This window comes from Nocardiopsis oceani, assembly GCF_054777395.1.
Genome location: NZ_BAAHAR010000011.1, coordinates 116,300 through 139,966, shown reverse-complemented (window position 1 = coordinate 139,966; position 23,667 = coordinate 116,300). Strand labels below are relative to the sequence as shown.

The following is a 23,667-nucleotide window of genomic DNA, read 5'->3' as shown; positions in this document are numbered from 1 at the left end:
GAGCTCAGTCCTGAGCGCTGTGACCAGCGGGTAATAAGGGACACGTCGTCGAGAAGCAGGGGTGCAGGCACCCCTATTTGCACTCGTGTGGGCGCCATGGCGCCTCTCCTCCACACAGACATAACGTTGAAAACCGGTGCCGCCGGTGTCGGGGGTTCCACCTACTTCGGGAGGGGCAGTTCCAATGCCCGACAGCATGACCGCGATCCGGGGAGCCAAGAGGGGCAGCGACTTCGCCCAGCTCTCCCGGCGGATTCAGGACGCCGGACTCATGGAACGGGCCCCGGTCTACTTCGCGGTACGCCTCACCCTCATCGCCCTGGCCTTCGTCGGGGTCTGGGGCGCTTTCTTCCTCATCGGGAACTCGTGGTGGCAGATGGTCACCGCCGTCGCCATGGCCGCCGTCTTCGGCCAGGTCGGGCTGGTCTCACACGAGCTCGCGCACCGCCAGATCTTCAACGGGCGCCGCCTGAGCGAGGCGGTCGGCCGCGGTGTCGGCAACCTCGGTATCGGCCTGGGCTACGGGTGGTGGCAGGACAAGCACACCCGGCACCACGCCAACCCCAACCACGAGGAGAAGGACCCGGACGTCCAGGCCGAACTGTTCGTGTGGTCCGAAGGCCAGGCGCGCCAGGCCCGGGGGATCCCGGCGTTCTTCGGCAAGTACCAGGCCTTCCTCTTCTACCCGGTCCTCCTCCTGGAGGGGCTGAACCTCCACTACGGCAGTGTGCGGGCGCTCTTCAAGCCCTCCACCAAGCACCGCGTGCTCGAGGGGGCGCTCCTCGCCGCCCACTTCGCGCTCTACCTCGGGGCGGTCTTCACCGTCCTGGACCCGCTCCAGGCGGTCGCTTTCATCGCGGTCCAGCAGGGGCTGTTCGGGGTCTACCTGGGATGCATCTTCGCGCCCAACCACAAGGGCATGCCGACCCTGAAGAAGGGCGAGAAGCTCGACTTCCTCCGCAAGCAGGTGCTGACCTCGCGCAACGTCCGGGGCGGGGCCTTCACCGACCTGGCGCTGGGCGGGCTCAACTACCAGATCGAGCACCACCTGTTCCCGAGCATGCCCAGCCCGCATCTGGCGAAGGCGCAACCGATCGTGCGCGACTACTGCGCGGAGATCGGGGTGTCCTACCACGAGACGGGCTTCATCCGCTCGCATGCCGAGGCACTCACCCACATGCACCGGGCGGGCGCCCCGCTGCGCGAGGGAGCCCCCGCTCAGAAGACACCCGCCTGACCCGGCCGCCCGTGCCAGGCCGTGGCGATCGCGTCCGCGGTGGCGACCACCGCCGCGTGTCTGGCCAGGACCGTGAGCGTGTGGACCGCCAACTCCCGTTGGTAACTGGCGGTCGCGTCCGAGGCGACCACTGTCCGGAACCCCAGCTGGAAGCCGTCCCGGACGGTGGCGTCGACACAGCAGTCGGCGGTCAGCCCGCACACGGTCAGCCAGGTGACCCCGGACGCCCGCAGACCGTCCGCCAGCGGCGTTCCGTGGAAGGCCGAATAGCGCCGTTTGACGACGACCATCTCATCGGGTCCGGGCGCCACCCCGAACCAGTCCGCTCCGGCCGTGCCGACCAGGCACGGTTCCCGTGCGAGACGGTGCTCCCGCGACTCGTGGAGGAGGTCGCGCAGCCAGAGCGAACTCCCCCACGGTGCGTCGGGCTCCTGTTCGAGGGCGGCCCAGACCACGCGCACCCCCGCGGCCCGGGCGTCCCGTACCAGCCCGGCCGTGCGCTCCACGGCCGCCGCAACGCGGTCCCGGGCCTCCCCGTCCAGCCAGGGCAGCCGGTCCGGGTCGGCGAAGTCACGCTGGACGTCCACCACCAGGAGCGCGGCCTCCGCCAAGGGGGCGGGTACGGGACGGGGACGGCCGGACACGTCCGTGAGCACACCGGTCACGGTGAGACCGGTCCCTGCCGGAGCAGGGGCATGACCCGCTCACCGAACTCCCGGAGGTCGGCACGGTAGTCCGGGAAGATCAGCATCAGCCCGTCCAGCTCCGCCTCGGACACCACGGTGCGGATGCGCTCCGCCACCGTCTCGGGGGATCCGGTGACGAAGGGGGTCTGGAAGGCCTCGTCCTCTGGACGTTCCGCGGTCAGCGACAGTGCCTTGTCCAAGGGCAGCCCCCACGAGCGCTTCATGCTGACGATCGCGTCCACGTCGGCGCCCCGCCCGTACTCGAGCCTGCGTGCCTCGGCCGCCTCGTCGGTCTCGGCCATGACCACGGTGAGCATCGAGTAGGTGCGGATGCTCCGCCCCTCCCGGGCAGCGCCCTTCTTCACCTGGAGGCTCGCCTCCCGCAGGCCGGGCAGGTCCTGGGCGGTGAGGAACGAACCGTCGCAGTGCCGGGCCTGGAAGCCCAGGCCCGCGGGGGAGCGTCCCGCGCCCACCAGGGTCGGCAGCGGATCGGGGTGGGGCAGGGAGCGGCAGTCGTCGAGCTGGATGAACTCGCCGTCCATCGTCACCGAGTCCTCGGTCCACAGCCGCCGCAGGGCGGTGGCCCACTCCTCGGTGTACCGGTAGCGGTCGGCGTGGTCCAGGTCCTCCCGCCAGAGCCCCATCTGCTGGAACTCCTTGGCGTAGGCGCCGACGACGATGTTCATCCCGGCGCGCCCGCCGCTGACTTCCTGCAGGGTGGTGAACATCTTCGCGGCCAGGGCCGGATGGAAGAGGTTGGTGTGGACCGTCCCCCACACCTTCACCCGTTCGGTGGCCTCGGCGAGGGCCGACATCATGGTCATGGATTCCAGGGTGTGCTCCCAGTGGCCGGTGGCGCCGCCGTAGCCGCGCCACTTGCCCATGGACATGACGAAGTCGAAGCCGTGTTCCTCGGCGAGTACCGCGGCCGCGCGGTTGTACTCGTAGCTGGCCTCCGGGTGCGGCGCCGTCTCGGAGACGATCCAACCGCCGTTGCCGATGGGGAGGAAGATCCCGTACTCGGTCCCGGCCGCCGGAGTCCGGTCTGGTGTTGCCAACGTGGGCTCCTTGGTTGTCGCTGGTCCTGTTGTCACTCGTCGGCGGGCCAGATCACCTCGGTCGCCACGTGGACCGACTCCAGGTAGCGGGGGTCGAACAGGGGCTCCAAGTCCGGCATCTCGTCCAGCTCACCGTTGGCCAGGAGCGTGTCTCCCTCCTCCTCGGTGAGGTTGAGGTCGATGTACCCGTTGGGTTGGTCGTCCGGGGTGGAGGCTCCCACGAGTTCCCGTTCGGTGTCCCACACCTTCAGATTGTGGTCGGTGTCGTACCCCGCCTCGTCCAGGTCGGCCGCGTAACCGACGCACTCCTCGCCGTTGTCCTCGCAGTAGTCGAAGGCGTGGGATGTCGCGCGCAGGAAGTCCTCGACGGCCCCCGGGTGCTCCTCGGCCCAGTCGGGGTTGGTGGCCATGACCCCGAAGGAGCCGACGACCCCGAAGTCCTCGGGGAGCCACTCCGTGTACTCCTCGTCCATGGCGTCGAGCTGGTGCGGCTCGTTGGAGCGGAACCCGGTCAGCGCCTGCACCTGGTCGCGGGGCAGGACACTGGGGTCGTACCCGGCCTCGACTTCCTCGATGGTGTCGAGGTCGACGTCCGCGGCGACCAGCATGGCCTCCAGCGGTGCCGGGATCATGCTCTGGTGGCCGATGGTCTGGTCCTCCAGATCGGTGAGGTCCTCGATATCGGGCCCGGTGATCAGCGAGGAGATCGGCACGTGCCCGTAGGTGGCGATCCCGACGATCTCGTGGTCGCGTTCGTTGGCCTGCAGGATCTCGGCCTCGTTGCTCGTGGGCGTGAAGTGGGCGGTGCCCGCCGAGACGAGTTGGGCGTTGCCCATGACGTCGCCGTTGCCCGGCTGGATCTCCACGTCCAGGCAGAGGTCGTCGAAGTATCCGAGCCCTTCGGCGGCGAACACCTCGAGCTGGGTGACGGAGGCTTGGTAGTGGTAGCCGGTGATGTAGGTGATGGTTCCGGCAGAGCTGTTCGCGTCACAGCGTTCCTGGTCGATCTTGGCGGCGTCGCCGGTGGTGCCGTCGGCTTCGTTCGCGCCGCAGGCGGAGGCCAGGAGCGCTGCCGCCACGAGGGCGGAGGCGGGTCTGAACCTGCGGGCGGGTCTGGCGGTGGCAGGACTGGCGGTGGCGGGGTGGACGGTCATGGGGGGTTCCGTTCATCTGGAGGGTTCGAGTTGTGAGTCGTGCCAGAACAGAAGTCGGCGTTCGACCGCTGTGACCAGCGCGAGCATGAGGACGCCCATCGTCGCGAGGCAGGCGATGGCGGCGTAGACGTAGTCCAGTCGGGCGGTGGCCGCGGAGTTGCGGATCATCGTTCCGAGGCCGCCTGAGGACCCGGCGGCGACGAACTCCGCGACTACGGCGCCCACGATGGACAGGGGGAACACCACTCGTAGGGCGGCGAGGGTGTAGGGCAGGCTGCTCGGAATCCGCAGGCGGAAGAGCACCTCCATGCGGGAGGCGTGCAGCGTCTCGAAGACCTGCAGCACCGGAAGGGGGACCGAACGCAGCCCAGTGGTCACGTTGATCAGGACCGGGAAGAAGGTGATGATCGCGGTGACCACGACTTTGGGGGTCATCCCGAACCCGAACGCCACCACCAAGGCGGGGGTGATGGCCACGACCGGGGTGACGTTCAGGACCACGGCGAGCGGCATGAGTGCTCGACGCAGTACCGGGATCTCCGACATCAGCAGCGCGAGGACGAAGGCAGTCCCGGCACCGAAGGCCACACCGGTCAGGGCGATCTGGAGCGTGGCCCAGGCGTTGCTCAGGAACAGCACGGGGTCGCCGACGAGGGTCCCGGCGACCTCGGACAGCTCGGGGAGGATGTAGGGGTGTTCGGCGGCCACCGCGGACCAGGCGAGGCCGAGAACCACCAGCAGGACTGTGGTGGGGAGCCAGACGGCCGGGTGCAGCAGTGACCTGCGGCGGGGATGGCGGGGGCGGTGTGGTGCCGGTGCCGGGGTCCGGTCCCCGGTGGCGGGGGAGGCCTCAGGCACCCGGGTGTGCGGGTCCGTTTTCCCGTGCACCGGCTTCACCGCGCAACGAGGCCGTCGGCCGCGGACGCGGACTCCCACGCACTGTGGAGCCGGGCGCGCACCCGTTCCTCCACGGCCCGCTGGTCGGCGGCGGCCACCGTGTCCCGGCCGCGGGGCCGGGGCAGGTCGACGGGCACGACGCCGTGTACGCGTCCGGGGCGGCCGGACATCACCACGACTTCGTCCGAGAGCATGACCGCCTCGTACACGGAGTGGGTCACGAACACGACCGTGGCCGCGCGGCCCTGCCACAGGTCGAGGAGCTGGAGTTGGAGGCTCTCCCGGGTGAACTCGTCGAGCGCGGAGAACGGTTCGTCCATCAGGAGGACGTCCGGGCGGAGCCCGAAGGCCCGGGCGATCGCCACCCGCTGGCGCATGCCCCCGGACAGTTCGTGGGGGTACTTGTGGGCGGAGTGGTCGAGGCCGACCGCGCGCAGCAGTTCGTCGGGTGAGTCCCCGTGGCGTCGGGCCCTGCGGTTGACCTTCGCCGGCAGGACCACGTTCTGGCGCACCGTGAGCCACGGCAGCAGGGCCGGTGTCTGCGGGACCAGGCCCACGGCCTTCCGGCGGCACACCTGCCGGGGGGACTCCCCGAAGAGGGACACGTGCCCGCTGTCGTGGGGTTCGAGGCCGGCGATGACCCGGAGCAGGGTCGACTTGCCACAGCCGCTGGGGCCGATGAGGCTGACGAAGCGGCGGTGCCGGATGTCGAGGTCGATGCTGTGGAGTGCGGGCCGATCGGGTTCGCCGCCCTCGTAACTCTTGGTCAGGCCGCGTACTTCGATGTGATCGCCGGTCACGGTGTGTCCGTCGCCGACATCGGAGCGTTCGTTTGCAGGACACAGTGTTCCACTGCGCACCCTCCATGTGGTCGTCCCAGCGCAGGGGCGGGTAGGGACGTCGTTGGAGAGCGGGCGGAAGCAGTGGTGAGGCCGACGGCCCGCGGGGTCGTTGACCCGACAAAGCTAGGAGCGGGGGGTCACTGGTCAGTGAACACGTGATCACGGCCAGGTATCGGGCTGGCGTCTCCGTGTTCGGGGGCGACGATGACCACGTGGATCCGCCAGTGCTCCAGCGCGGTCGGAAGCCACGCGCCCGGGCTCAGGAGCCGGGTGAACTCGGGGCTGAGCGCGAGCACGGCCTGGGCTTCCGGATAGACGCTGTCGCGCAGCCACATGAGCTTGAAGGCGTCGGCGATGACCTTGTTGCGGTGGCTGGACTTGAGTTGCCCGCGCACCTGGGTGCACTGGACGAGGACGTTGGGTGGATCGCCGTCGGCACCGTCTACGGCGATGCGGATGCCGTCGTGCAGGGAGAACTCGCGCGGGGTGAGCTGGCAGCCGACGTTCTCGGCGAGAGTGTGGAGCTGAGCGGAGCGGTTGGTTCGGGTTGCTTCGCGGTCAGTGGAGCTTCGGGGCGGGGGGCTCATGGAGGCGACGATAGTGCACACAAAACCCTAACCGCAGTCCTTGTGCGTTTGTGCGAGACGGCCTCGCGGGTGGGTTCGGGGCGGCCTCGCCGGTCGTGCGCCGCCGTTGGTGCGAGGCCACCGTTGAGTGGAGCCCGTGGAACCGGGGCCGGCTGTCACCCCTTCTCTCCCTGGTCCCAGCGGAAGAGGCGCACGGCCAGTGCGACGAGGAGCACGGTGGTGCCGAGGAGGACCAGGACCGACTGCCAGACGGGGTGGAGCGGTTCCCATCCGGGGGTCTGCCCGAAGAACAGGTCGGCGAGGTAACTGGGCGGAAAGTGGCCGACCGCCCGCGCGAAGGACTCCGGGAGCATGCCCATCGGCAGGAACATGAAGCTGAGCATCACCGACCCCATCTGCACGAACAGGGCCGTGTGCGTGGCCGCGTCGACGCCGCGCATCACTCCGCCGATCAGGTAGCCGACGGCGCCGAACAGGAGCAGGCCCAGGAGGGACGCCCCGAACAGGGCCGGGATGTGGTCGGGCGCTACGTGGCCGAGCGCGGCCCCCGCGCCGATCAGGACGGTCACCTGGAACAGGACCAGCCCTAGGCGCACGGGCATGTGCGTCAGCAGCAGCCGGGCGCGGCCGACCGGGGTGGTGCCCAGGAGGCGGAAGAAGCCCTGGGCCCGCAGGTTCACGAGAGGGCCGGCGGTTCCGGTCAAGGGTGCGCTGGTCACCGTGAGCAGGAGGACGATCGGGACGATCATCTGCTGGAAGGACAGAACGCTCTCGGCTCCGGGTCCGGTGGGCTCGGGGACCACCTCGGCCATGGTGAAGAACAGCGCCGCCAGGGCGAGCGGGAGGACCAGCGCCACCACGGAGTTGCGGTGGTCGCGGACGAACTCTCGGGTGTGCAGGCCGAGGAGCTCGCGGGTGGCGGAGAGCGGGGCGCGGCCGGGCGTGGTCGCGGTGCGGGTGGTCATCGGACCTCCTCTGGGGTGGATTCGGCGTCCGCGTCGGCGAAGGAACGGCCGGTGCGGTCGCGGAAGAGCTGTTCCAGCGAGAACCCCGTCCCCCGGCTCGCGTGTTCGGGGACGTGTTCCGCGACCAGGTCGTCCGGGCGGCCGAGGGCGGTGGTGCGCCCCCGGTCCAGGAGGGCGACCCGGTCGCACAGTTCGGCGGCCTCCTCCATGGAGTGGGTGGACAGCAGGGTGGTCCCGCCGCCGTCGCGGTGGGCGCGGATCGCCGTCCACAGGTCGTGGCGGGCGTTGGGGTCCATGCCGGTGGAGGGTTCGTCGAGGACGAGCAGGCGAGGCCGGGAGATGAGCGCGGTGCCGACCAGGAGCCGCTGCCGCTGACCGCCGGAGAGCTTGCCGACGCGGACGTCGCGGGAGCCGGCCAGTCCCATGCGCTCGACGACCTCCGCGGGGTCGTCGGGGGCCGGATAGAGGGAGGCCCACAGTTGCAGGGTCTCGGCGACGGTCTGGCGCTCGAACAGGGCGGCCTTCTGCGGCTGGACGGAGACACACGCGCGGATCTCGGCGCGCTCCCGGATCGGGTCGAGGCCGAGGGTCCGGGCGGTGCCTTCGGTGGGGGAGCGCAGTCCGGCGAGGATCTCGATGGTGGTGGTCTTGCCCGCTCCGTTGGGGCCGAGCAGCCCGAAGATCTCACCTTGGGAGGCGGTCAAGTCGATCCCGGCGAGGGCGGTCACCGCGCCGTACCGCTTGACCAGGCCTGAGGTCTCCAGTGCCGGTGCTTGGTGGATCATGCGCATGCCTTCCGTAGGGGGCGCAACTTCCTCCAGGCTGACAATAACTTTCCATGTTGGCAAGTGATTTCCAGAAGAAAATACACATTCCTGCGTCCGGCATGGGGGTGGTGTGGCTCACGGTGGCGGGTGGGGGGTTGAGCTCAAGCAAGGTTGAGTTCTTATGGTCGACCGCACGACACCCACTACGGGAGGCCCACGGTGAACACCGAAACCCCTCAGCGCGCCACCTGGCGGGCATGGCTGGCTCTCGCGGTCATGACGCTGCCCTTGATGATGGCCGCCACCGACATGACCGTCCTGTTCATGGCGCTGCCCGCCATCACCGCGGACCTCGCGCCCGGAAGCACCCAGATGCTGTGGATCCTGCACGTGGGTGAGTTCCTCGCGGTCAGCCTGGTGCTCACCATGGGCTGGCTCGGATCCAAGGTCGGGCGCCGCCGCCTGCTCATGACCGGGGTGGGTGTCTACGGTCTGGCCTCCCTGGGCGCCGCGTTCGCGCCTACCCCCGAGGTGCTCATCGCGATGCGGGCCCTAATGGGGATGGCGGCCGCCACGATGACACCGAGCATCATGGGGCTGCTCCGGGTCCTGTTCACCGACGCCCGGCAGTTCTCCGCGGCCATCGCCGTGGTCATGAGCTCCTTCTCCGCGGGGATGGCGCTCGGGCCGCCCCTGGGGGGACTCGTCCTGGAGTACTTCTGGTGGGGCGCCGTCTTCCTGCTGAACGTCCCGGTAGCCGTGCTGTTGCTCCTCAGCGCGCCGCTCCTGCCCGGGTACCGCGAGTCCGTCGAGGGCCGGGTGGACATGCTGAGCGTCCTGCTGTCCATGGCGGCTATCATCGCCGTGATCTTCGGCCTGCAGGAGATCGCCGACCACAGTTCCTCCGGCTCCGGCGCCCCGATGTGGCCCTACGTCACCTCGGTCGTGGTGGGACTGCTGCTCGGGGCGGCGTTCGTGCGCAGGCAGCTGCGCCTGGACGATCCGCTCCTCGACATCCGGCTGTTCGCCGTCCCCGCCTTCTCCGTCTCCCTGGGTGCCCTCCTGCTGATGCTCCTGGCCTACGGCGGCCTGGACATGCTGTTCGTCCAGTACCTGCAGACCTCGATCGGCCTCTCTCCGGGAGAGGCGGGGATGCTCCTGGTCCTGCCGGGCGTCGCCGCCATCGTCGGCGGTTTGGCGGCCCCGGTGATGACCCGGTGGATGCGGCCCGCCATCGCCATGGGCGGGGGCCTGCTGGTGGCCGCCGCAGGGGCCGCCGCCTTCGCCCTCATGGTGGGGAGGACCGGTGCGCTTCCCCTGGTCGCGGCGGCCACGGTGATGGCGCTGGCGCTCGGCCCGCTCTTCACCCTCGCCGCCAACCTCATCGTGGTCAGCGCACCGGTCCGCAAGGCGGGTTCGGCCGCGGCGATGACCGATGTCGCGGGAGGTTTCGGCGGCGCGCTGAGCATGGCCTTCCTCGGCAGTATGGCCACGGTCGTGTACCGGCGCGGGCTCGACGGGGCGGGGACCGACGTCCCCGAATCCGCGGTCGAGGCCGCGGGGGAGAGCGTCGGCGGCGCCGTCGGAGTGGCCGAACAGCTGCCGGGGGAGCAGGCGCACCAGCTCCTGGACGCCGCTTTCGACGCCTTCAGCTCGGCCGTTCAGGTCGGCTACGGCCTCGGCGCGGCCGTCGTGGCCCTGGTGGGCCTGGCCGTGCTGTGGCTGCTGCGCCACACCCGGATCGATGCCACCGAGGAAGACGGTTCCGGGGGAGGCGGCTCCGAGGCAGGGGGTGCCGAGGAAGGCGGTTTCGGAGGGGCGGACGGTGCAGCCAAGGCGGAGACCGCCGCGGGAGCGGGTGCTTGAGGTCGGCCGGGAAGGGCTGACGGGACGCGAAACCGAGGCGCGTTCGGGTGGCGTGTTACGGTTTTGTCCCCTTTGATACTGTTCCCGCCACCCAGTTCACGAGGCCTATGAGGTACCCCCGCTCTCCCCAGTCGACCGAGCTCAGCGGCGCCGAGCGGACCGAAGCACCCCCCTCAGCCGAGGCGCGGCCGACGCACCCGGAGCCCGCCGTGCCAGGGGCCGAGAGGACCGCCCCCGCCGCGCCCTCCGCGCCGGGGCCGGGACGTCTCGACGGGGTCGACCTGGCCCGGTGGATCGCCATCGCCGGGATGCTGGTGGTGCATTTCTGGGTCCCGTTCATGGACGAGGAGAACCCGGTCGCGCGACTCTTGGAGCAGTACGCCTGGGGCCGCTCGACCCTGGTGTTCGCCTTCGTTGCCGGTGTTTCGCTCGCCCTTCTCTCCGGCGGCCGGCGCCCGCACACCGGGAAACGGGGCCGCATCACCGGGGGCCAGATCGCGGTGCGCGGGGTCGCGCTCATGCTGGTCGGCTGGGCTCTGAACGCCGTCATCGTGGCCGCGGAGTCCCCCCTGACGGTGATCATCACCTACTACGGGCTCTACTTCCTGATGGCCCTCCCGTTCCTGCGGATGTCCGCGCACTGGGTCACGGCCGCCGCCGTGGCGGCTCTGGTCATCGGCCCGCAGCTGCTGTTCGCGCTGCGGCGGTCCAGCGAGACCGGCGGCTGGATGGCCGACTTCGCGGTCTTCTGGAACGGCATCGATCCGGCCCAGCTCCTGGTGGACCAGGGCCTGCTGGAACTCCTGGTCTTCGGTTTCTACCCCGCGCTGAGCTGTCTCGCCGCGCTGCTCGCCGGGATCGCGGTCGGCCGCCTCGACCTGCGCTCCCAGATCGTCCGCCTCCGCCTGGCGTGCGCCGGGATGCTGATCGCCTTCGTGGCCTACCAGGGCTCCTGGCACGCCTGGGAGACGTGGGGCATCGTGTGGGATCTGGGGCCGCGCGAGGAGCTCTCGGGCCCGGTTCCCACCGACGACGCCCGGTGGCTCCTGAGCAGCATGTCGCACACCTCCACCGCACCCGAGGTACTGGGTGGGATCGGGGTGTCCATGGTGCTGCTGGTGGGCTGCCTCTACGCGGCCGAGCGCCTGCCCCGACTGGTGGCGCCCTTCACCGCGGCCGGAGCCCTCGCGCTGACCATCTACGTTCTGCACGCCCTGCTGATGGCCTGGCAGGAGACGGTGGGCGAGGCATCCGGCCGGATGGCGCACTGGGTCAACGGCAACGCCGCCGAGGTCTTCTTCGTCTTCGCTGTGGTCGGTGCCTTCCTGTGGCGCCGCACCGCGGGGCGCGGACCGCTGGAGGCCGGGGTCTCCCGGCTGAGCAAGTTCGTGGTGCGCGACCGGGCCGGTCAGCCACGCTGACCAGGTCAGGAAGCTCGGCGCTCAGGTCTTCACCGCGGCCCTGAGCATGCGGATCTGACCGATCTCGGCGGCGTTCTTCATCAGCTCGCTGTTGACCCACGCCGCGGTGTGCGCGTTGGTCTTCCCAGGGGACCCCTGCCAGGGGAAGGTGGCGGTCGCGTCCAGGTCCGCGTGCTCCAAGGCCTCCGACCACTCGGCCCCCAGCCCCCGGATCCAGGCCACGGTCCGCTCCTCGCCCGGCCACCGGATCTCTTCGCGCTCCTGCGGGGTACGGCCCAGCGTGTGGTCCAGGGTCACGGTCCACCACCACCCGATGTGCCAGGTGAGCCAGGCGATCGTGGGTACCGGAACGGGATCGGGTTCGCTCTCCGCCCAGTCCGGGGTCCACACGCCCCCGGGACCTTTGCGCACCGTCCAGCACAGCTCGGCGGGCTCCCAGAGGAAGTCCTCGGGCTGGAGGCGCTCCAGGTGGTACTCGAACAGCGCCCAGGTCAGGTCGTACTGGCCGCGCAGCAGGGCGCGGCGGGAATCAGACATGGGCCCAATCTGCCACGGCGGGCTCGCAACCGGAAGTGCGTTTCCGGCTACTCGGCGCGTCCACCCGTCGCGGCACCGGCGAACGCGGAGCGCCGAGGTACCGCGGAACGGCGTCCCCGGTGTGGCCGAGTCCGGTCAGAACCCGGTACGGTGCCCCGGCCCTCAACTACGGTGTGCCCCTGACCTTGGACTATGTCCTCGGCCGGCCCCCGATTGGACCCCAAGTGCCGCAGAAGCCCCTCTACAGCGCCCTCGCCGCGACCTCGGGCCTGTCTTTCCTCCTCGTCACCGTGCCCCCCTTGGCCTCGCCGTCCGTGGCGCAGGACGGGCCGCGGCCGACCGGGGTCGTCACCGTGGCCGGAACCGGTTCGGCCGGGTACTCGGGTGACGGCGGATCGGCCCTGGACGCGCGGCTGAACTCCAACCTCAACATCGCGGTGGGCTCCGAGGGCGAGATCTACGTCGCGGACACCCGGAACAGCCGTGTGCGCCTGGTCGAACCCGACGGCACGATCGACACCGTCGAGGGCACCCGCGGCGAGCGGTCGCCGGACACCGACGGCCCCGACATCGGCGGGTGGGTCTTCAGCCCGAGCGAGACCCCCGAATCCGTCACGACCGGCCCGGACGGGGAGGTGTACGTGGCGAGCCGGTCCAGTATCCGGCGTATGGACGGGGACGGTGAGTTCACCGAGATCGCCGGGGGCGGGGAGGACCGCGAGTTCAGCGACGACGATGAGGCGGGAGACGGCGAACAGGCCGAGGACCTGGACGTGTACCACCCGCCGGACATGGACGTCGACGCCGAGGGCAACCTGTACTACCTGGACACCAACTATGACCGTATCCGCAAGGTCGACGGCGACGGGGTGGTCTCGACGGTCGTCGGCGGCGGGTCGGAAAGGGTCACCCTCGCGGAGGAAGCGACCGAAGCGGGACTGCACCGGCCGAACAGCTTGGCCGTGGACTCGGCCGGTGCCGTGTACTTCACCGCGGAGAGCCGCTCGCACGTGTTCCGGGTGGCCCCCGACGGTTCGCTCGACACGGTGGCGGGCACCGGTGACGACGGTTTCTCCGGCGACGGCGGATCCGCCCTAGAGGCGGAGCTGAACCAGCCGGAAGGCGTCGCGGTGGACGCCGACGACAGGCTGCTCATCGCCGACACCTATAACGACCGGGTGCGCAGGGTGGACGGTGACGGCACCATCACCAGCCTCGGCGCCGGTTTCGGCTCCCCGCGTGACGTCGACGTCGGCCCCGAAGGTGACGTGTACGTGGCCACCGGCGCCCGGATCCTGCGGATCGTCATGGACGGTGCGGACGACGAGGCGGAGGAACCGGACGTCGAGGTCGGCGACGACCCCTGGGCGGGGGAAAGCGTCGGCAGCGTGCTGCCGGTGGCCGGTGCCCCGCACGAGACGACGGATGCCGGGCCGGTCGTGCGGACGATGCCGGAGGAGCTGGAGGGCCCGCGCCACCTCGCCGCCGGCTCCGACGGCACGCTCTACGTCTCCGACACCGCGCGGAACCGGGTCCTGGCGGTCAGCCCCGACGGCGCGGTCACCGCCGCCGCGGGGACGGAGTCCCTGGACGGCGGTTTCTCCGGGGACGACGGCCCTTCCGAGGAAGCGGAGTTGGACCGTCCCCAGGGGCTGGCGGTGGACGCCGACGACAACCTCCTCATCGCCGACACCGGCAACGGCAGGGTCCGGATGGTGGGCGCGGACGACGGCGAGATCAGCACGGTCGCCGGGACCGGCTCGGAAGGCCGGGATGAACTCGAGGAGGAGGCCGACACCGACGAGGATGACGGCCCCATTCGGGGCGACGGAGGGCCGGCGCTCGAAGCCCGGGTCGTACCGACCGACCTCGCGTTCGGGGCCGACGATACGCTCTACGTCGCGGAGTTCGGGGCCGGGCGGATCCGCGCGGTCGCCGACGACGGCGAGATCAGCACGGTCGCCGGGGGCGGCGACCGGTATGCGCACAGTGGCGACGACCATCCGGCGGTGGAGGCGCGCCTCTTTGAGCCGTCCAGGGTCGAGGCGGACGGTGCGGGCAACGTCTACTTCGTCGAATCCGACAAGCAGGCGGTGCGCGCGGTTGACCCCGAAGGCACGCTCACCACGGTCGCCGGTGACAGCCACCTCTCCTTCGACGAGGGCGGTTTCTCCGGTGACGACGGATCCGCTGACGAGGCGGAGCTGAACACGCCCAACGGTTTGGCAGTGGACGCCGACGACAACCTCCTCATCGCCGACACCCTCAACAGCCGCCTCCGAGAGGTGGACCCCGACGGGACCATCACCACCGTGGCCGGGACGGGGGAGCCCCGTGACGTGGGCGACGACGGCCCCGCCACCGAGGCGGGATTCGCTGAACCCCGGGGGGTCGCGGTCGCCCCGGACGGGGAGGTCTTCCTCAGCGGGCCCTTCGGTGAGGGTGTTCGCCGGATCGACCCCGACGGCACCGTCACCACCCTGGTGGACTTCGCCGACATCCGGGGTGACGAAGCCGAACCCACCGGCGCCCCGGCCGACGAGTTCGAGCTCCAATCCCCGGGCGACCTGGGAGTGGACGCGGACGGCACCGTGTACGTGCACGACGCCGGACGGACGGCTATCCGTGCCCTCGACCCGGCTGAGGGCGCGCTCGGGGCCGTCCCGACCCTGCTTCCCGAGGACGGCGGCGAAGGCGACGGTGGGGAGGGGGTTCCCGCCGAGGAGGAAGTTCCCGCCGAGGGCGGCGACCGGACCCCGCTGGACGTGCACGGACTCACCGCGGCGCGGGACGGGACCGTGTACTTCACGGCCGAGGGCAGCGCCGTCTACCGGGTCCGGGACGGCGGCCCCGCCGAACTCGTCGCGGGTGAGGGCACGGGCCCCGTGGTCGGCGCGTCGGCGGAGGCGACGGAGGTCCTCCCGGCGGCCCTGGACGTGTCCGCCGACGGCACCCTCTACATCGCCGAGCAGGGGAGCATCCTCCGGTTGGAGGACGACGGTTCACTGACCACGCTGGCGGGCGGCGAGCCGCCCGAGGCGGAGGAGTGGGAGTTCGAGGGCGACGAGGCGGAGGAGATCGAACCGGTCTCCCCGGCCGCCATCGCCGCCGCACCCGACGGGAGCGTGTACTTCGCGGAGGACACGGAGAACCTCGTACGGAAGGTCGCCCCGGACGGGAACGTCACGACCGTCGCCGGGACCGGCGAGGACTCGTGGTCCAGGGACGACGTCCGCGGCAGCGGCCCCGCCGACGAGGTGCCCGTGATCTCCCCGCGCGCGGTCACGGTCGACGACGACGGCAACCTGTACGTGGCGAGCAGCCACGCGGTCCACCTCATCCGGCCGGGCGGCTCCATCGGCACCGTTCTGGAGACGGCGCAGGAGCCCCACGAGGAGGACGAGGACGTCGACCGCACGCCGGCGACCTCCCTCGCCGTGGACGGGCACGGCAACCTCTACCTGGACAGGCCCGAGACCAACCAGGTGGAAGTGGTGGTCCGGCCAGCCGAAGCCGGGTTGTCCGGCTGGGGCGCGCTGGGGATCGGCCTGCTGGCGGCCGTGGTGCTGTTCACGGCCGCGGGGGCGGTCCTGCTCCGTGACGAACTGGGCACCCTGGTCAGGCAGCCGGGACGGATCCCCGGGGCGTTCGCCACGGTGGCGGTTCTGCTGGTGGCCGGTGCGCTGGACGCGCTCGGCTGGCTCCGGGGGAGGTTCGCCCGATGAGCGGTGAGCGGAGCGGTGACGGGCCGGAGAGCGGCGGCCAGCCGGAGGGCGCCACGCCCTCGACCGGTACGGACGTGCGGCCCGTGGTCCCGCCGCCCTTTCCCAGCTGGATGCGCCGACCGAGAGCCCTGCTCGTTTTCGGGGCCGTGGCCCTGGTGCTTCTGCTTGGAGCGACCTGGTTGTCCGCGACGGGAGACCAGAGGCCGGACTTCGACGACTCCCTGACCGGCCCCGTCGCCGAGGCCCGGGTGGACGACGAGCTCGAGGACGGTCCGGTCGTCACCGGAGTCCACCCGGACTGCGGGCTCTCCCAGGAGACCGTCGAGCGTCTCGCACCCGACGGCGACCGCGGCGGTATCGAACACGACATGAGCGGCGGGGACCACCGCGAGTGCTCCTGGGAGAGCGGGGGCCTGGCCCGGAGTATGGGGGGTTCCAGCCGGGAGCTCACCGTCGACGTCCGAGCCCACGGTGCGGGCGAGTACGGGGCGCACCCCGTGGGGAGCGCCGTCCGGGGGCTCAGGGACACGCTGGTGACGGCCACGGGCGATACCACCGGACAGACGGAGATCACCGAGATCACCCCCTTCACCGGGTTCGGTGACGAAGCGGTCCTGCTCAACGCGGAGGACGCCAGCGGGGTCATCCGGCCCGATGAGGAGCTGGCGGAGGAGGACGTCACGTACCGCTCGGCGCGCACCACGATCCTGGTGCGGGTCGGCAACACGGTCGTCGACGTGTCCTACTCGGGGGCCGACTACGAACGCGAGGACGACGCGAGCCTGCTGGACGACCCGGGCGAGGAGCTGCTCGACCCGGACACCACGTGGGGTGGGGCGGTCCTCGCCGCCGAGGAGGTTGTCGACAGCCTGGGCGGCGAGGTCGACACCCCGTTCCAGGCGGTCGCGGAAGACGATGAGCCGCTGGCGGAGGTGCCTGACGCCTGCGCGGACCTGCCCGAGGAGCTGCGGACGGACCTCGCCGTCGACGGCGACCCGGAGGGGCGGGACGGCCGCGTGATCGAGGAGCGCCGCATGCCGGAACTGGACGTGTGGGAGGGAGGCTGCGACTGGTCCGGGGGCAGGCGGCTGTCGGTGGACATGGGCGTGCTGTCCGACGAGCGGATCGGTGGCGGCACGGCGGCGGCCGACCGCGAATACCTGTTCTGGTACCTGAACGACAGGACGCCCCCGGAACCGGAGGACAACGGCGGGGGCGAGGACGCGGAACCCCCGCCGGACCACCTCTTCGTGCCGTTGGCCGGGGTCGGCGACGCCGCGTTCACCGCCTTCGAGGGGGACGAGGACTCGTGGAAGGTGGACGCGGTCTTCCGCGACCGGAACCTGGTCGTGCGGGTGACCCTGCGGGAGAGCTACGTGCGCGGTCCGATGCCCACGGCGGACGAGGCGCTCAACGACACCCACCGCCTGCTGGAGGAGATCGCCGGGCAGGTCGCCGACCTGCCCTAGCAGTCCACCTCCGGGGTGACCGGATCACTCGCTTGCGGAGGTGAGCTTCTCGGCCTCGGCGAACAGGGCCTCCCGCTCCTCGGGACCGATGTGGCGGCCGCGGACCACCACGGAGTGGATCCGGGTGGTGTTGCGGATGTCCGCGAGCGGGTCCGCGTCCAGTACCAGCAGGTCCGCGACCTTCCCCGGCTCCACGGTTCCCGACCAGGCCTCGCGGCCGAGGAAGCGGGCCGGTTCCACGGTGGCGGTCTGGAGGACGCGCAGCGGGGTCAGCCCGGCGCCGACCATCAGCTCCAGCTCGTCGTGCAGGGAGAACCCGGGCATGACTCCCAGGGTCTGCACGTCGGTCCCGGCGATCAGGCGCACCCCGGCGGCGTCCATCGCCGCCACGGCCTCCCGGCGCATCTCGAACAGCACGCGGCGCTTGGCGGACTCGTCCGCGCTCCGCCCGGCGAGGTAGAGGGCGTCCGCCGTGTAACCCCACGTCTCCCCGGTACCTTCGGGCAGGTAGCGCAGCCGCGGGTCCTTGAGCCGGATGCGCTCCGGCAGGTCCAGGAATTGGTGCATCGTGAGCGTCGGGCAGTAGGCGACGTCGTTGGCGACGAGCCTGTCGAACACGGAAGCCGCCTCCATGGGCCCGTAGGTGTTGGCGGCCTCCCACTCCACCTCGTTGACCTGGCGGAACCAGCTGGCGTAGTAGAGGTCAGGCTCGAGCCGCATCCGCGCCAGTGCCGCCTCCATCGCTTCGGCGTCGCGGGAGAGGGCGGGCCACAGCCCGTGCACGTGCTCGAAGGACCGCTGGCCGGACTCGACCTGTTCGGTGAAGGGGACGTGGTCCGAGCGGTGTCCCACCACCGGGATGTCGCGGCGGTCGGCCTCGTCGAGGACCGCGTGGTAGGCCTCCGGGGAGAGCCGGGAGTAGACCTTCACGAAGTCGGCACCCGAGTCCTTCTCCGCCGCGACCGCCCTGCGCGCGTCCTGGGCGTCGGTAATGATCCTCGGCGGTTTGGGGCCGGGGACGTCCTCCCAGAGCGACGGGGAACCGTCGAGCAGGTTCCCGGCGATCACCGAGCGCGGCCCCAGCAGTTCGCCCGCCTCGACGCGCCGCCGCCGGTCCCTCAGGGTCTCGTCGCCCCACATGTCCCGCACGGTGGTCACGCCGTTGAGGACGTACAGCAGGGGGACGAGGGCGTCGATGTCGCAGTCGGAGTGGGTGTGCATCTCGGCCAGGCCCGGGATGAGGTACCTGCCGGTGAGGTCGACGACCTCGGCGTGTTCGGGGACGGCGACCTCGGAAGAGCGTCCGACGGCGGTGATCGTCCCGTCCTCGACCAGCACGGTGCGGTCGGGTAGCGGCGGGGCTCCGGTGGCGTCGATGACGGTGGCGTGGGTGTAGGCCCGCATGGGTCCTCCTTGGTCGTGGTGGGTCGTGCGCTGCTGCTTCCCGGGGTCAGGGGTGGTTCGAGGTCGGACTCCGGCTCCGGCTGCCGGGCGGGGTGCTCTCCAGGCGGGGCGGCCCGCACTTGCTTGGTCCTACTGCCGCTTCGATGTAATCATACGTATGTATATGACATTCGTACAAGACGTTTGTATGAAGCGACGCTAGAATCAACGCATGGGACACAAGGAGCAGTTGCTCGAAGGGGCGAAGCAGTGCCTCTACAGCAAGGGGTACGCGGGGACCACGGCGCGGGACATCGTGACCGCGTCCGGAGCCAACCTCGCGTCGATCGGCTACCACTACGGGTCCAAGGAGGCCCTCCTCAGTGCGGCGATGATCGAAGCCACTGGCGAGTGGACTGACCGGGTGGCCGGGGTCCTGACGACCGACCGCTCCGACCCGATGGGCAGGTTCGAGGAGGTCATGAACCGGCTCGTGCGCTCGTATCCCGAGATGGGCGCCATCGTGGCCGCCAACTTCGAGGCCATCGCCTCCCTGCGGCGGGAGCCGGAGCTGCGTGATCAGATCGCCGCGGCCCACCACGCCGCACGCCGCGCCCTCGCCGCTCTGGTGCTCGGCATCGAGGAGGGTGACGTCACGGACGAGCAGGACCAGGGGCTCGGGGCGTTTCTCCTCGCGCTGATCCCGGGAACCATGAGCCTCTATCTAGTGAACTCCGGTGCCGTTCCGGACGGGGGGCAGCTCGCCGAGGGGATGCGGGTGCTCGTCGGGTCGGAGGCCGTCGTGCCGACGGATGCGGCGGCCTCCGAGGCCTGAGGCCCGGCCCGGGCTCCCCGGCGTTGCAAGGGTCCGCCGCGTGGACGCCCTTGACCAAATGCGTAAGTGGATGCTTACATGTTTCCGTGGATGTCATGGAAGCGATCGGGGAGCCGAACCGTCGGCGCGTGGTCGAGATGCTGGCCTCGGGGGAGCGCTCCGCGGGTGCGATCTCGGCCGGGTTCGACATCAGCCGTCCCGCCGTGTCGCAGCACCTGAGGGTCCTCGTCGAGGCCGGAGTGCTGCGGGTGCGCAACGAGGGCCGTCAGCGGCTCTACTCGGTCAACACGTCCGCGCTGGACGAGGTGGGCGACTGGCTCGAGGACCAGCGCGGCCGGTGGAACAAGGCGCTCGACGCCCTCGAACAGGCCATGGAAGAAGGCGAGTCATGACGAACCCGAACTCTCGCGGCACCCTCGGCATCGGCCCGGACGGGGCGTTCCGCATCCGCTTCGAACGCCTTCTCGCGCACCGCCCGGAGCGCGTGTGGGAGTGGATCACCGAGCCCGAGAAGCTGGAGCGGTGGCTCCCCGGCTGCGCGATCGACCCCAGGGTCGGCGGTGCGGTCAGCTTCGACTTCGGCGAAGAGGGTGCCGCCACCGGCGTGGTCAGTGAGGTCCGGCCGCCGGGGGAGCAGGGCGTTCTCGTGCACAGCTGGTCTTGGGAGGGTGTGCCGGACTCGGCCGTCCGCTGGACCCTGGAAGGTGTGCCCGGGGGAACCCGGCTCACGCTCGTGCACACCGAGCTCCTCCCCGAGCCCGCCGCCGACTTCGCCACCGGCTGGCACGTGATGCTCGACGCCCTGGCGCTCGCTGCCGACGGCAAGCCCACCGACGAGGCTTGGCACGCCGCAGCTGAGGTCGCGGAGCTCTACGCGGCCTCCGGCACCGCAGAGGACTGAGCCCGGGAAGGCCAGTCAGGGCTCCTGGTTCTCCTCGTTCCCCTCGGCTTCCTGCTTCTCGGACTTCTGCTCTTCGACCATTGCCCGGAAGCCGGAGAGCAGGCAGCGCAGCCCGAAATCGAACCGGCTCGCACTGAACGGCGCCGCACCGGATTCCATGGCCTTCTGGAGAGCGGGAGCGGTCAGGTAGGCCGCCATGGACTCGTCGGTCAGGTCGCCCGCCAGGCCGGAGGAGCGTTCGGCCGACTGGACGTCGAGGGTGGCCGCCCCGCGCACGTAGGAGTCCAGGGTGTCGATCATGTCCAGCTTGACCTGCTCGGGCAGGCCGGTGCCGTCGAAGATCCGCAGCGCGGAGTCCAACCACCTGACCGAGGCCGGACCGAAGTCGTGCTGGGCCTGCCTCAGCTCCAGCACCCACGGGTTCTCCCGGAAGCCCGCCCAGTCGGATCGCGCCCAGGCCTCGAGCTTCTGCCACCACGGGCCGGGCAGTTCGTGCGGAGGGGTGTCCCGGGCGATCTCCGTCTCCAGGACCAGGGTCTCCAGAGCGGTGCGGTTGTCGACGTAGGTGTACAGGGTGCCGGGGGCGACCCCGAGCCGGTCCGCGAGTTTGCGCATGGACAGGGTGCTCAGCCCTTCGGCCTTGATCATCTCGACGGCAGTCTCGACGATCAGCTCCCGGGACAGGCGCCGCCGGGGCCCCGGCGCGCGCCGTCGGCCGCGGGGCCTTCCGCCGGGCGGGTTCTCGGCCGCTGGCTCGGGTGTGGGTGGCATTGCTCCAAACTAACGTCCCCCTGGACCGCCGCTCTTGTGCGGGCTGTCGGCCCACAGGCCCGACTGTCCGGCTACAGCCCCGAGTGGACCCGGCGGGGGTGCCGCGAGCTGAGCCGCCGCAGGAGCACCTCGAAGGGGCCGCGGGCGCCGCGCTGTTCCATGAGGGCGGCGACCACGACGGTGACCAGCCAGAGGCCTACGGCGAACAGGGCCATGGTGGCGCTGGTCAGGTGACCACCGAGCCCCAGGCCCCACAGTGAGAGCACAGGGGCCATGACGATCGAGTGGCTGATGTAGCCGCTCAGGGAGCGCTTGCCCAGGGCGGCCACCGAGGTGATCACCACCGGCGGGCGCGCCCGGCGGGTCAGGCGCTCGGCGGCGAGCACGAACAGCGCCGCGTACCCCAGTCCGCCGGCGAGGCCGGTGGTCCAGGCCATCACGCTCATCGCCGTGTCGGTGAGCCCGTAGTACGGGACCGGGTCGAACGCGCCCACGTGCTTGAGCGCTTTGGGGAGTGCGCCGACCAGCCCCAGGGCGGTCCCGCCGACGGCGACGCCGAGCACGAGCTTCCGGTGCCGCCCGGACTCCTCGATGATCCGGTGCCTCGCGGCCCACATGCCGATCAGGATGGCGACGGGCAGGACCAGCCCGAGACCGTTGACGAAGAGCAGGGCGACCCAGCTGACCAGGCGCATCACAACGGAGGCGAGATAGTTGTCCTCCCCGGATCCGCTGGTCCAGCTGCGGTCGCCCTCCACCGCCACTGGCGGAGCTCCGGCCGGGGCGATCACGAGGATCGCGACCAGCGCCGCGGCGGCGATGGCGAAACCCAGGGCGAGCAGGCCGATCCCGGTGAGGATGCCCCTCCGCAGCCGCCGCTCGCTCCCGTGCAGGAACAGGGCGCACAGGAACAGGCCGATGAGCCCGTAGGCGGCCAGGACCTCGGTGCCCAGCAGCAGGGCGGCGTGCACGAAACCGAAGACGAACAGCCACCGGTTGCGGCTGCGGATGGTCGCCGCGGCCTCCTCCTGGCTGGCGCCGCCGGCCATCCGCCGGCTGAGGGTCTGGACGATCCCGTAGCCGACCAGGAAGGCGAAGAGCGGGTACACGCGGACGTCCAGCAGGGCGAGCATGAGGAACTGCGTGACGCTGTCCGCGGCCGAGGACGGATCCGGGTAGTCCATGGAGCCCGTGTAATCCCCGGCGTACAGGAAGAAGGCCGTGTTGGACAGCAGGATCAGCAGCAGCATCCCTCCCCTGGCGAAGTCGGGTGCCAACAGTCGTTCGCCCTGCATGCGCGGACCTCCATCCTATCTTTGAACACTGTTCAGAATTGTAGGTGAGGCGTTGAGGTCCTTCAAGGGGTCATCTCGTCCGCAGGCTGCCCCTCCGGCCCCTTCGTGTGCCTCAGGTCACACGCGTGGTAGCGTCCGCCCGCCGAACACGCCGTAGCGGAGGAGTCGCTCAGATGGCCACTGTCAGCACCGTTCGAGGCGAGGTCGACAGCGCAGACCTCGGTCGGACCTACATGCACGAACACGTCTTCGTCCTCACCCCGGACATCCAGCAGGACTTCCCTGAGGAGTGGGGCGACGAGGACGTGCGGGTGGCGGACGCGGTCGCACGCCTGCGCGCACTCGCCGGGCAGGGGGTCCGGACGGTCGTCGATCCCACGGTCATCGGGCTCGGCCGGTACGTGCCCCGCATCCGGCGGATCGCCGACCAGGTACCCGAGCTCAACATCGTGGCGGCGACCGGGATCTACACGTACGACAGCGTCCCGCGCTACTTCAGTTACCGGGGCCCGGCCCTGAACGAGGCTCTAGGCACGGAGGTCCCCGACCCCATGGTGGACATGTTCGTCGCCGACATCACCGAGGGGATCGCCGGGACCGGGATCCGTGCGGGCATGCTCAAGTGCGCGATCGACGAGGAGGGGCTGACCCCGGGTGTCGAGCGGGTGATGCGCGCCGTCGCCCGCGCCCACCACGAGACCGGCGTCCCCGTCACCGTGCACACCCACCCGGGCGCCAAGACGGGACCGCTGGTGCAGCGGGTGATGTGCGACGAGGAGGGTGTGGCCCCGGGCCGGATCGTTCTCGGCCACAGCGGTGACACCACCGACCACGACCACCTCGCCGAGCTCGCCGACGCCGGGTTCGTCCTGGGCATGGACCGCTTCGGCCTCAACTTCGACACGACCTTCGAGGCCCGCGCGGACACGCTCGTCGAGATGTGCCGCCGCGGCTACGCGGAGCGGATGGTCCTCTCCCAGGACGCGGCCTGCTACAACGACTGGATCGATCCGAACGTGATGGCGTTCCTGCCCCAGTGGAACTACCTGCACCTGGGTGAGGAGGTCCTGCCGCACGTCCGCGAGCGCGGTGTGACGGAGGAGCAGCTCCGGGCGATGCTCGTGGACACTCCGAGGGCCTTCTTCGAGGGCACTCTCCCCGCCGCCTGACCCTCAGCCGGTCCCTCCCGCGCGCTGCGGCCCGTCCGGGTCGCAGCGCGCGTCAGTCGTGCCCGGATGTAGGTGTGCCATTGACGTTAGTGTGTGAGGCAC

The 23,667-nt window shown here is 70.7% G+C and carries 21 protein-coding genes; 9 read left to right on the top strand and 12 right to left on the bottom strand.

What is annotated here, in order from left to right:
• The first annotated feature begins 271 nt into the window (after window positions 1-271).
• Window positions 272-1,237: a fatty acid desaturase family protein gene (locus ACYVDG_RS08585; RefSeq protein ID WP_460747963.1), complete on the top strand. Its 966-nt coding sequence runs from the start codon at window positions 272-274 to the stop codon at window positions 1,235-1,237.
• On the opposite strand, the gene ACYVDG_RS08580 is transcribed toward ACYVDG_RS08585, so the two are convergent.
• The 8 genes from ACYVDG_RS08580 to ACYVDG_RS08545 all read right to left on the bottom strand — a co-directional run bounded on the left by ACYVDG_RS08580 (window position 1,219) and on the right by ACYVDG_RS08545 (window position 8,211).
• On the bottom strand, window positions 1,219-1,893 hold the full coding sequence (locus ACYVDG_RS08580; RefSeq protein ID WP_460747920.1) for a cysteine hydrolase family protein: 675 nt from the start codon (window positions 1,891-1,893) through the stop codon (window positions 1,219-1,221). The two genes, ACYVDG_RS08585 and ACYVDG_RS08580, sit on opposite strands and share 19 nt — an antisense overlap.
• A gap of 5 nt (window positions 1,894-1,898) precedes the next feature.
• A complete protein-coding gene (locus ACYVDG_RS08575; RefSeq protein ID WP_460747918.1) occupies window positions 1,899-2,981 on the bottom strand; it encodes an LLM class flavin-dependent oxidoreductase in 1,083 nt (360 codons plus the stop codon).
• Window positions 2,982-3,013: 32 nt separating this feature from the next.
• Window positions 3,014-4,135, bottom strand: a complete 1,122-nt coding sequence (locus tag ACYVDG_RS08570; protein ID WP_460747915.1) for an ABC transporter substrate-binding protein — start codon at window positions 4,133-4,135, stop codon at window positions 3,014-3,016.
• Window positions 4,136-4,147: 12 nt separating this feature from the next.
• Entirely contained in the window at window positions 4,148-4,993 is an 846-nt protein-coding gene (locus tag ACYVDG_RS08565) for an ABC transporter permease (protein WP_460747960.1), read from the bottom strand.
• A 35-nt stretch (window positions 4,994-5,028) separates the two neighbouring features.
• Entirely contained in the window at window positions 5,029-5,832 is an 804-nt protein-coding gene (locus ACYVDG_RS08560; RefSeq protein ID WP_460747912.1) for an ABC transporter ATP-binding protein, read from the bottom strand.
• A gap of 179 nt (window positions 5,833-6,011) precedes the next feature.
• Window positions 6,012-6,461: a hypothetical protein gene (locus tag ACYVDG_RS08555; RefSeq protein ID WP_460747909.1), complete on the bottom strand. Its 450-nt coding sequence runs from the start codon at window positions 6,459-6,461 to the stop codon at window positions 6,012-6,014.
• Between the two features lie 155 nt (window positions 6,462-6,616).
• The gene (locus ACYVDG_RS08550; RefSeq protein WP_460747907.1) at window positions 6,617-7,426 is read right to left on the bottom strand and encodes an ABC transporter permease; all 810 of its coding nucleotides are present in this window, start codon (window positions 7,424-7,426) and stop codon (window positions 6,617-6,619) included.
• Complete coding sequence (locus tag ACYVDG_RS08545; RefSeq protein WP_460747904.1) at window positions 7,423-8,211, bottom strand: ABC transporter ATP-binding protein; 789 nt, start codon at window positions 8,209-8,211, stop codon at window positions 7,423-7,425. Before ACYVDG_RS08545 ends, ACYVDG_RS08550 begins: the two co-directional genes overlap by 4 nt.
• Window positions 8,212-8,412: 201 nt before the next feature.
• On the opposite strand from ACYVDG_RS08545, the gene ACYVDG_RS08540 reads away from it, so the two are divergent.
• Together ACYVDG_RS08540 and ACYVDG_RS08535 are read left to right on the top strand one after the other, a co-directional pair.
• Complete coding sequence (locus ACYVDG_RS08540) at window positions 8,413-10,059, top strand: MFS transporter (RefSeq protein WP_460747901.1); 1,647 nt, start codon at window positions 8,413-8,415, stop codon at window positions 10,057-10,059.
• A 107-nt stretch (window positions 10,060-10,166) separates the two neighbouring features.
• On the top strand, window positions 10,167-11,480 hold the full coding sequence (locus tag ACYVDG_RS08535) for a DUF418 domain-containing protein (RefSeq protein WP_460747898.1): 1,314 nt from the start codon (window positions 10,167-10,169) through the stop codon (window positions 11,478-11,480).
• A 21-nt stretch (window positions 11,481-11,501) separates the two neighbouring features.
• Here ACYVDG_RS08535 and ACYVDG_RS08530 read toward each other — a convergent pair whose 3' ends face one another.
• The gene (locus ACYVDG_RS08530; RefSeq protein ID WP_460747894.1) at window positions 11,502-12,017 is read right to left on the bottom strand and encodes a DinB family protein; all 516 of its coding nucleotides are present in this window, start codon (window positions 12,015-12,017) and stop codon (window positions 11,502-11,504) included.
• Window positions 12,018-12,241: 224 nt separating this feature from the next.
• Between ACYVDG_RS08530 and ACYVDG_RS08525 the strand changes: the two genes are divergently transcribed.
• Window positions 12,242-15,742, top strand: a complete 3,501-nt coding sequence (locus ACYVDG_RS08525; RefSeq protein ID WP_460747891.1) for an NHL domain-containing protein — start codon at window positions 12,242-12,244, stop codon at window positions 15,740-15,742.
• Window positions 15,739-17,211: a hypothetical protein gene (locus tag ACYVDG_RS08520; RefSeq protein WP_460747887.1), complete on the top strand. Its 1,473-nt coding sequence runs from the start codon at window positions 15,739-15,741 to the stop codon at window positions 17,209-17,211. The genes ACYVDG_RS08525 and ACYVDG_RS08520 overlap by 4 nt, the downstream gene beginning before the upstream one ends.
• A 24-nt stretch (window positions 17,212-17,235) precedes the next feature.
• Here ACYVDG_RS08520 and ACYVDG_RS08515 read toward each other — a convergent pair whose 3' ends face one another.
• Window positions 17,236-18,615: an amidohydrolase family protein gene (locus tag ACYVDG_RS08515; RefSeq protein ID WP_460747883.1), complete on the bottom strand. Its 1,380-nt coding sequence runs from the start codon at window positions 18,613-18,615 to the stop codon at window positions 17,236-17,238.
• 211 nt (window positions 18,616-18,826) lie between these two features.
• Between ACYVDG_RS08515 and ACYVDG_RS08510 the strand changes: the two genes are divergently transcribed.
• The 3 genes from ACYVDG_RS08510 to ACYVDG_RS08500 all read left to right on the top strand — a co-directional run bounded on the left by ACYVDG_RS08510 (window position 18,827) and on the right by ACYVDG_RS08500 (window position 20,330).
• A complete protein-coding gene (locus ACYVDG_RS08510) occupies window positions 18,827-19,429 on the top strand; it encodes a TetR/AcrR family transcriptional regulator (protein WP_460747881.1) in 603 nt (200 codons plus the stop codon).
• A 95-nt stretch (window positions 19,430-19,524) separates the two neighbouring features.
• Window positions 19,525-19,821 carry an ArsR/SmtB family transcription factor gene (locus ACYVDG_RS08505; protein ID WP_460747880.1) on the top strand — a complete coding sequence of 99 codons (297 nt, stop codon included), beginning with the start codon at window positions 19,525-19,527 and terminating at the stop codon, window positions 19,819-19,821.
• Window positions 19,818-20,330: an SRPBCC family protein gene (locus tag ACYVDG_RS08500; RefSeq protein WP_460747879.1), complete on the top strand. Its 513-nt coding sequence runs from the start codon at window positions 19,818-19,820 to the stop codon at window positions 20,328-20,330. The genes ACYVDG_RS08505 and ACYVDG_RS08500 overlap by 4 nt, the downstream gene beginning before the upstream one ends.
• A gap of 15 nt (window positions 20,331-20,345) precedes the next feature.
• On the opposite strand, the gene ACYVDG_RS08495 is transcribed toward ACYVDG_RS08500, so the two are convergent.
• Both ACYVDG_RS08495 and ACYVDG_RS08490 read right to left on the bottom strand, forming a co-directional pair.
• Complete coding sequence (locus ACYVDG_RS08495; RefSeq protein ID WP_460747878.1) at window positions 20,346-21,101, bottom strand: TetR/AcrR family transcriptional regulator; 756 nt, start codon at window positions 21,099-21,101, stop codon at window positions 20,346-20,348.
• A 71-nt stretch (window positions 21,102-21,172) separates the two neighbouring features.
• Window positions 21,173-22,396: a DUF418 domain-containing protein gene (locus ACYVDG_RS08490; RefSeq protein WP_460747876.1), complete on the bottom strand. Its 1,224-nt coding sequence runs from the start codon at window positions 22,394-22,396 to the stop codon at window positions 21,173-21,175.
• Window positions 22,397-22,569: 173 nt separating this feature from the next.
• Here ACYVDG_RS08490 and ACYVDG_RS08485 point away from each other — a divergent pair, with 173 nt between their 5' ends.
• Window positions 22,570-23,565 (top strand): phosphotriesterase family protein, encoded by a 996-nt coding sequence (locus ACYVDG_RS08485; protein ID WP_460747875.1) that lies wholly within the window; start codon window positions 22,570-22,572, stop codon window positions 23,563-23,565.
• Window positions 23,566-23,667: the final 102 nt, after the last annotated feature.

What these genes read in the sequence shown, in the direction of transcription:
- ACYVDG_RS08585 (WP_460747963.1), top strand. Translation starts at nt 272, where the DNA reads ATGGAACGGGCCCCGGTCTACTTCGCGGTACGCCTCACCCTCATCGCC.
- ACYVDG_RS08570 (WP_460747915.1), bottom strand. Translation starts at nt 4,135, where the DNA reads ATGACCGTCCACCCCGCCACCGCCAGTCCTGCCACCGCCAGACCCGCC.
- ACYVDG_RS08555 (WP_460747909.1), bottom strand. Translation starts at nt 6,461, where the DNA reads ATGAGCCCCCCGCCCCGAAGCTCCACTGACCGCGAAGCAACCCGAACC.
- ACYVDG_RS08550 (WP_460747907.1), bottom strand. Translation starts at nt 7,426, where the DNA reads ATGACCACCCGCACCGCGACCACGCCCGGCCGCGCCCCGCTCTCCGCC.
- ACYVDG_RS08545 (WP_460747904.1), bottom strand. Translation starts at nt 8,211, where the DNA reads ATGATCCACCAAGCACCGGCACTGGAGACCTCAGGCCTGGTCAAGCGG.
- ACYVDG_RS08535 (WP_460747898.1), top strand. Translation starts at nt 10,167, where the DNA reads ATGAGGTACCCCCGCTCTCCCCAGTCGACCGAGCTCAGCGGCGCCGAG.
- ACYVDG_RS08530 (WP_460747894.1), bottom strand. Translation starts at nt 12,017, where the DNA reads ATGTCTGATTCCCGCCGCGCCCTGCTGCGCGGCCAGTACGACCTGACC.
- ACYVDG_RS08520 (WP_460747887.1), top strand. Translation starts at nt 15,739, where the DNA reads ATGAGCGGTGAGCGGAGCGGTGACGGGCCGGAGAGCGGCGGCCAGCCG.
- ACYVDG_RS08515 (WP_460747883.1), bottom strand. Translation starts at nt 18,615, where the DNA reads ATGCGGGCCTACACCCACGCCACCGTCATCGACGCCACCGGAGCCCCG.
- ACYVDG_RS08510 (WP_460747881.1), top strand. Translation starts at nt 18,827, where the DNA reads ATGGGACACAAGGAGCAGTTGCTCGAAGGGGCGAAGCAGTGCCTCTAC.
- ACYVDG_RS08505 (WP_460747880.1), top strand. Translation starts at nt 19,525, where the DNA reads ATGGAAGCGATCGGGGAGCCGAACCGTCGGCGCGTGGTCGAGATGCTG.
- ACYVDG_RS08500 (WP_460747879.1), top strand. Translation starts at nt 19,818, where the DNA reads ATGACGAACCCGAACTCTCGCGGCACCCTCGGCATCGGCCCGGACGGG.
- ACYVDG_RS08495 (WP_460747878.1), bottom strand. Translation starts at nt 21,101, where the DNA reads ATGCCACCCACACCCGAGCCAGCGGCCGAGAACCCGCCCGGCGGAAGG.
- ACYVDG_RS08490 (WP_460747876.1), bottom strand. Translation starts at nt 22,396, where the DNA reads ATGCAGGGCGAACGACTGTTGGCACCCGACTTCGCCAGGGGAGGGATG.
- ACYVDG_RS08485 (WP_460747875.1), top strand. Translation starts at nt 22,570, where the DNA reads ATGGCCACTGTCAGCACCGTTCGAGGCGAGGTCGACAGCGCAGACCTC.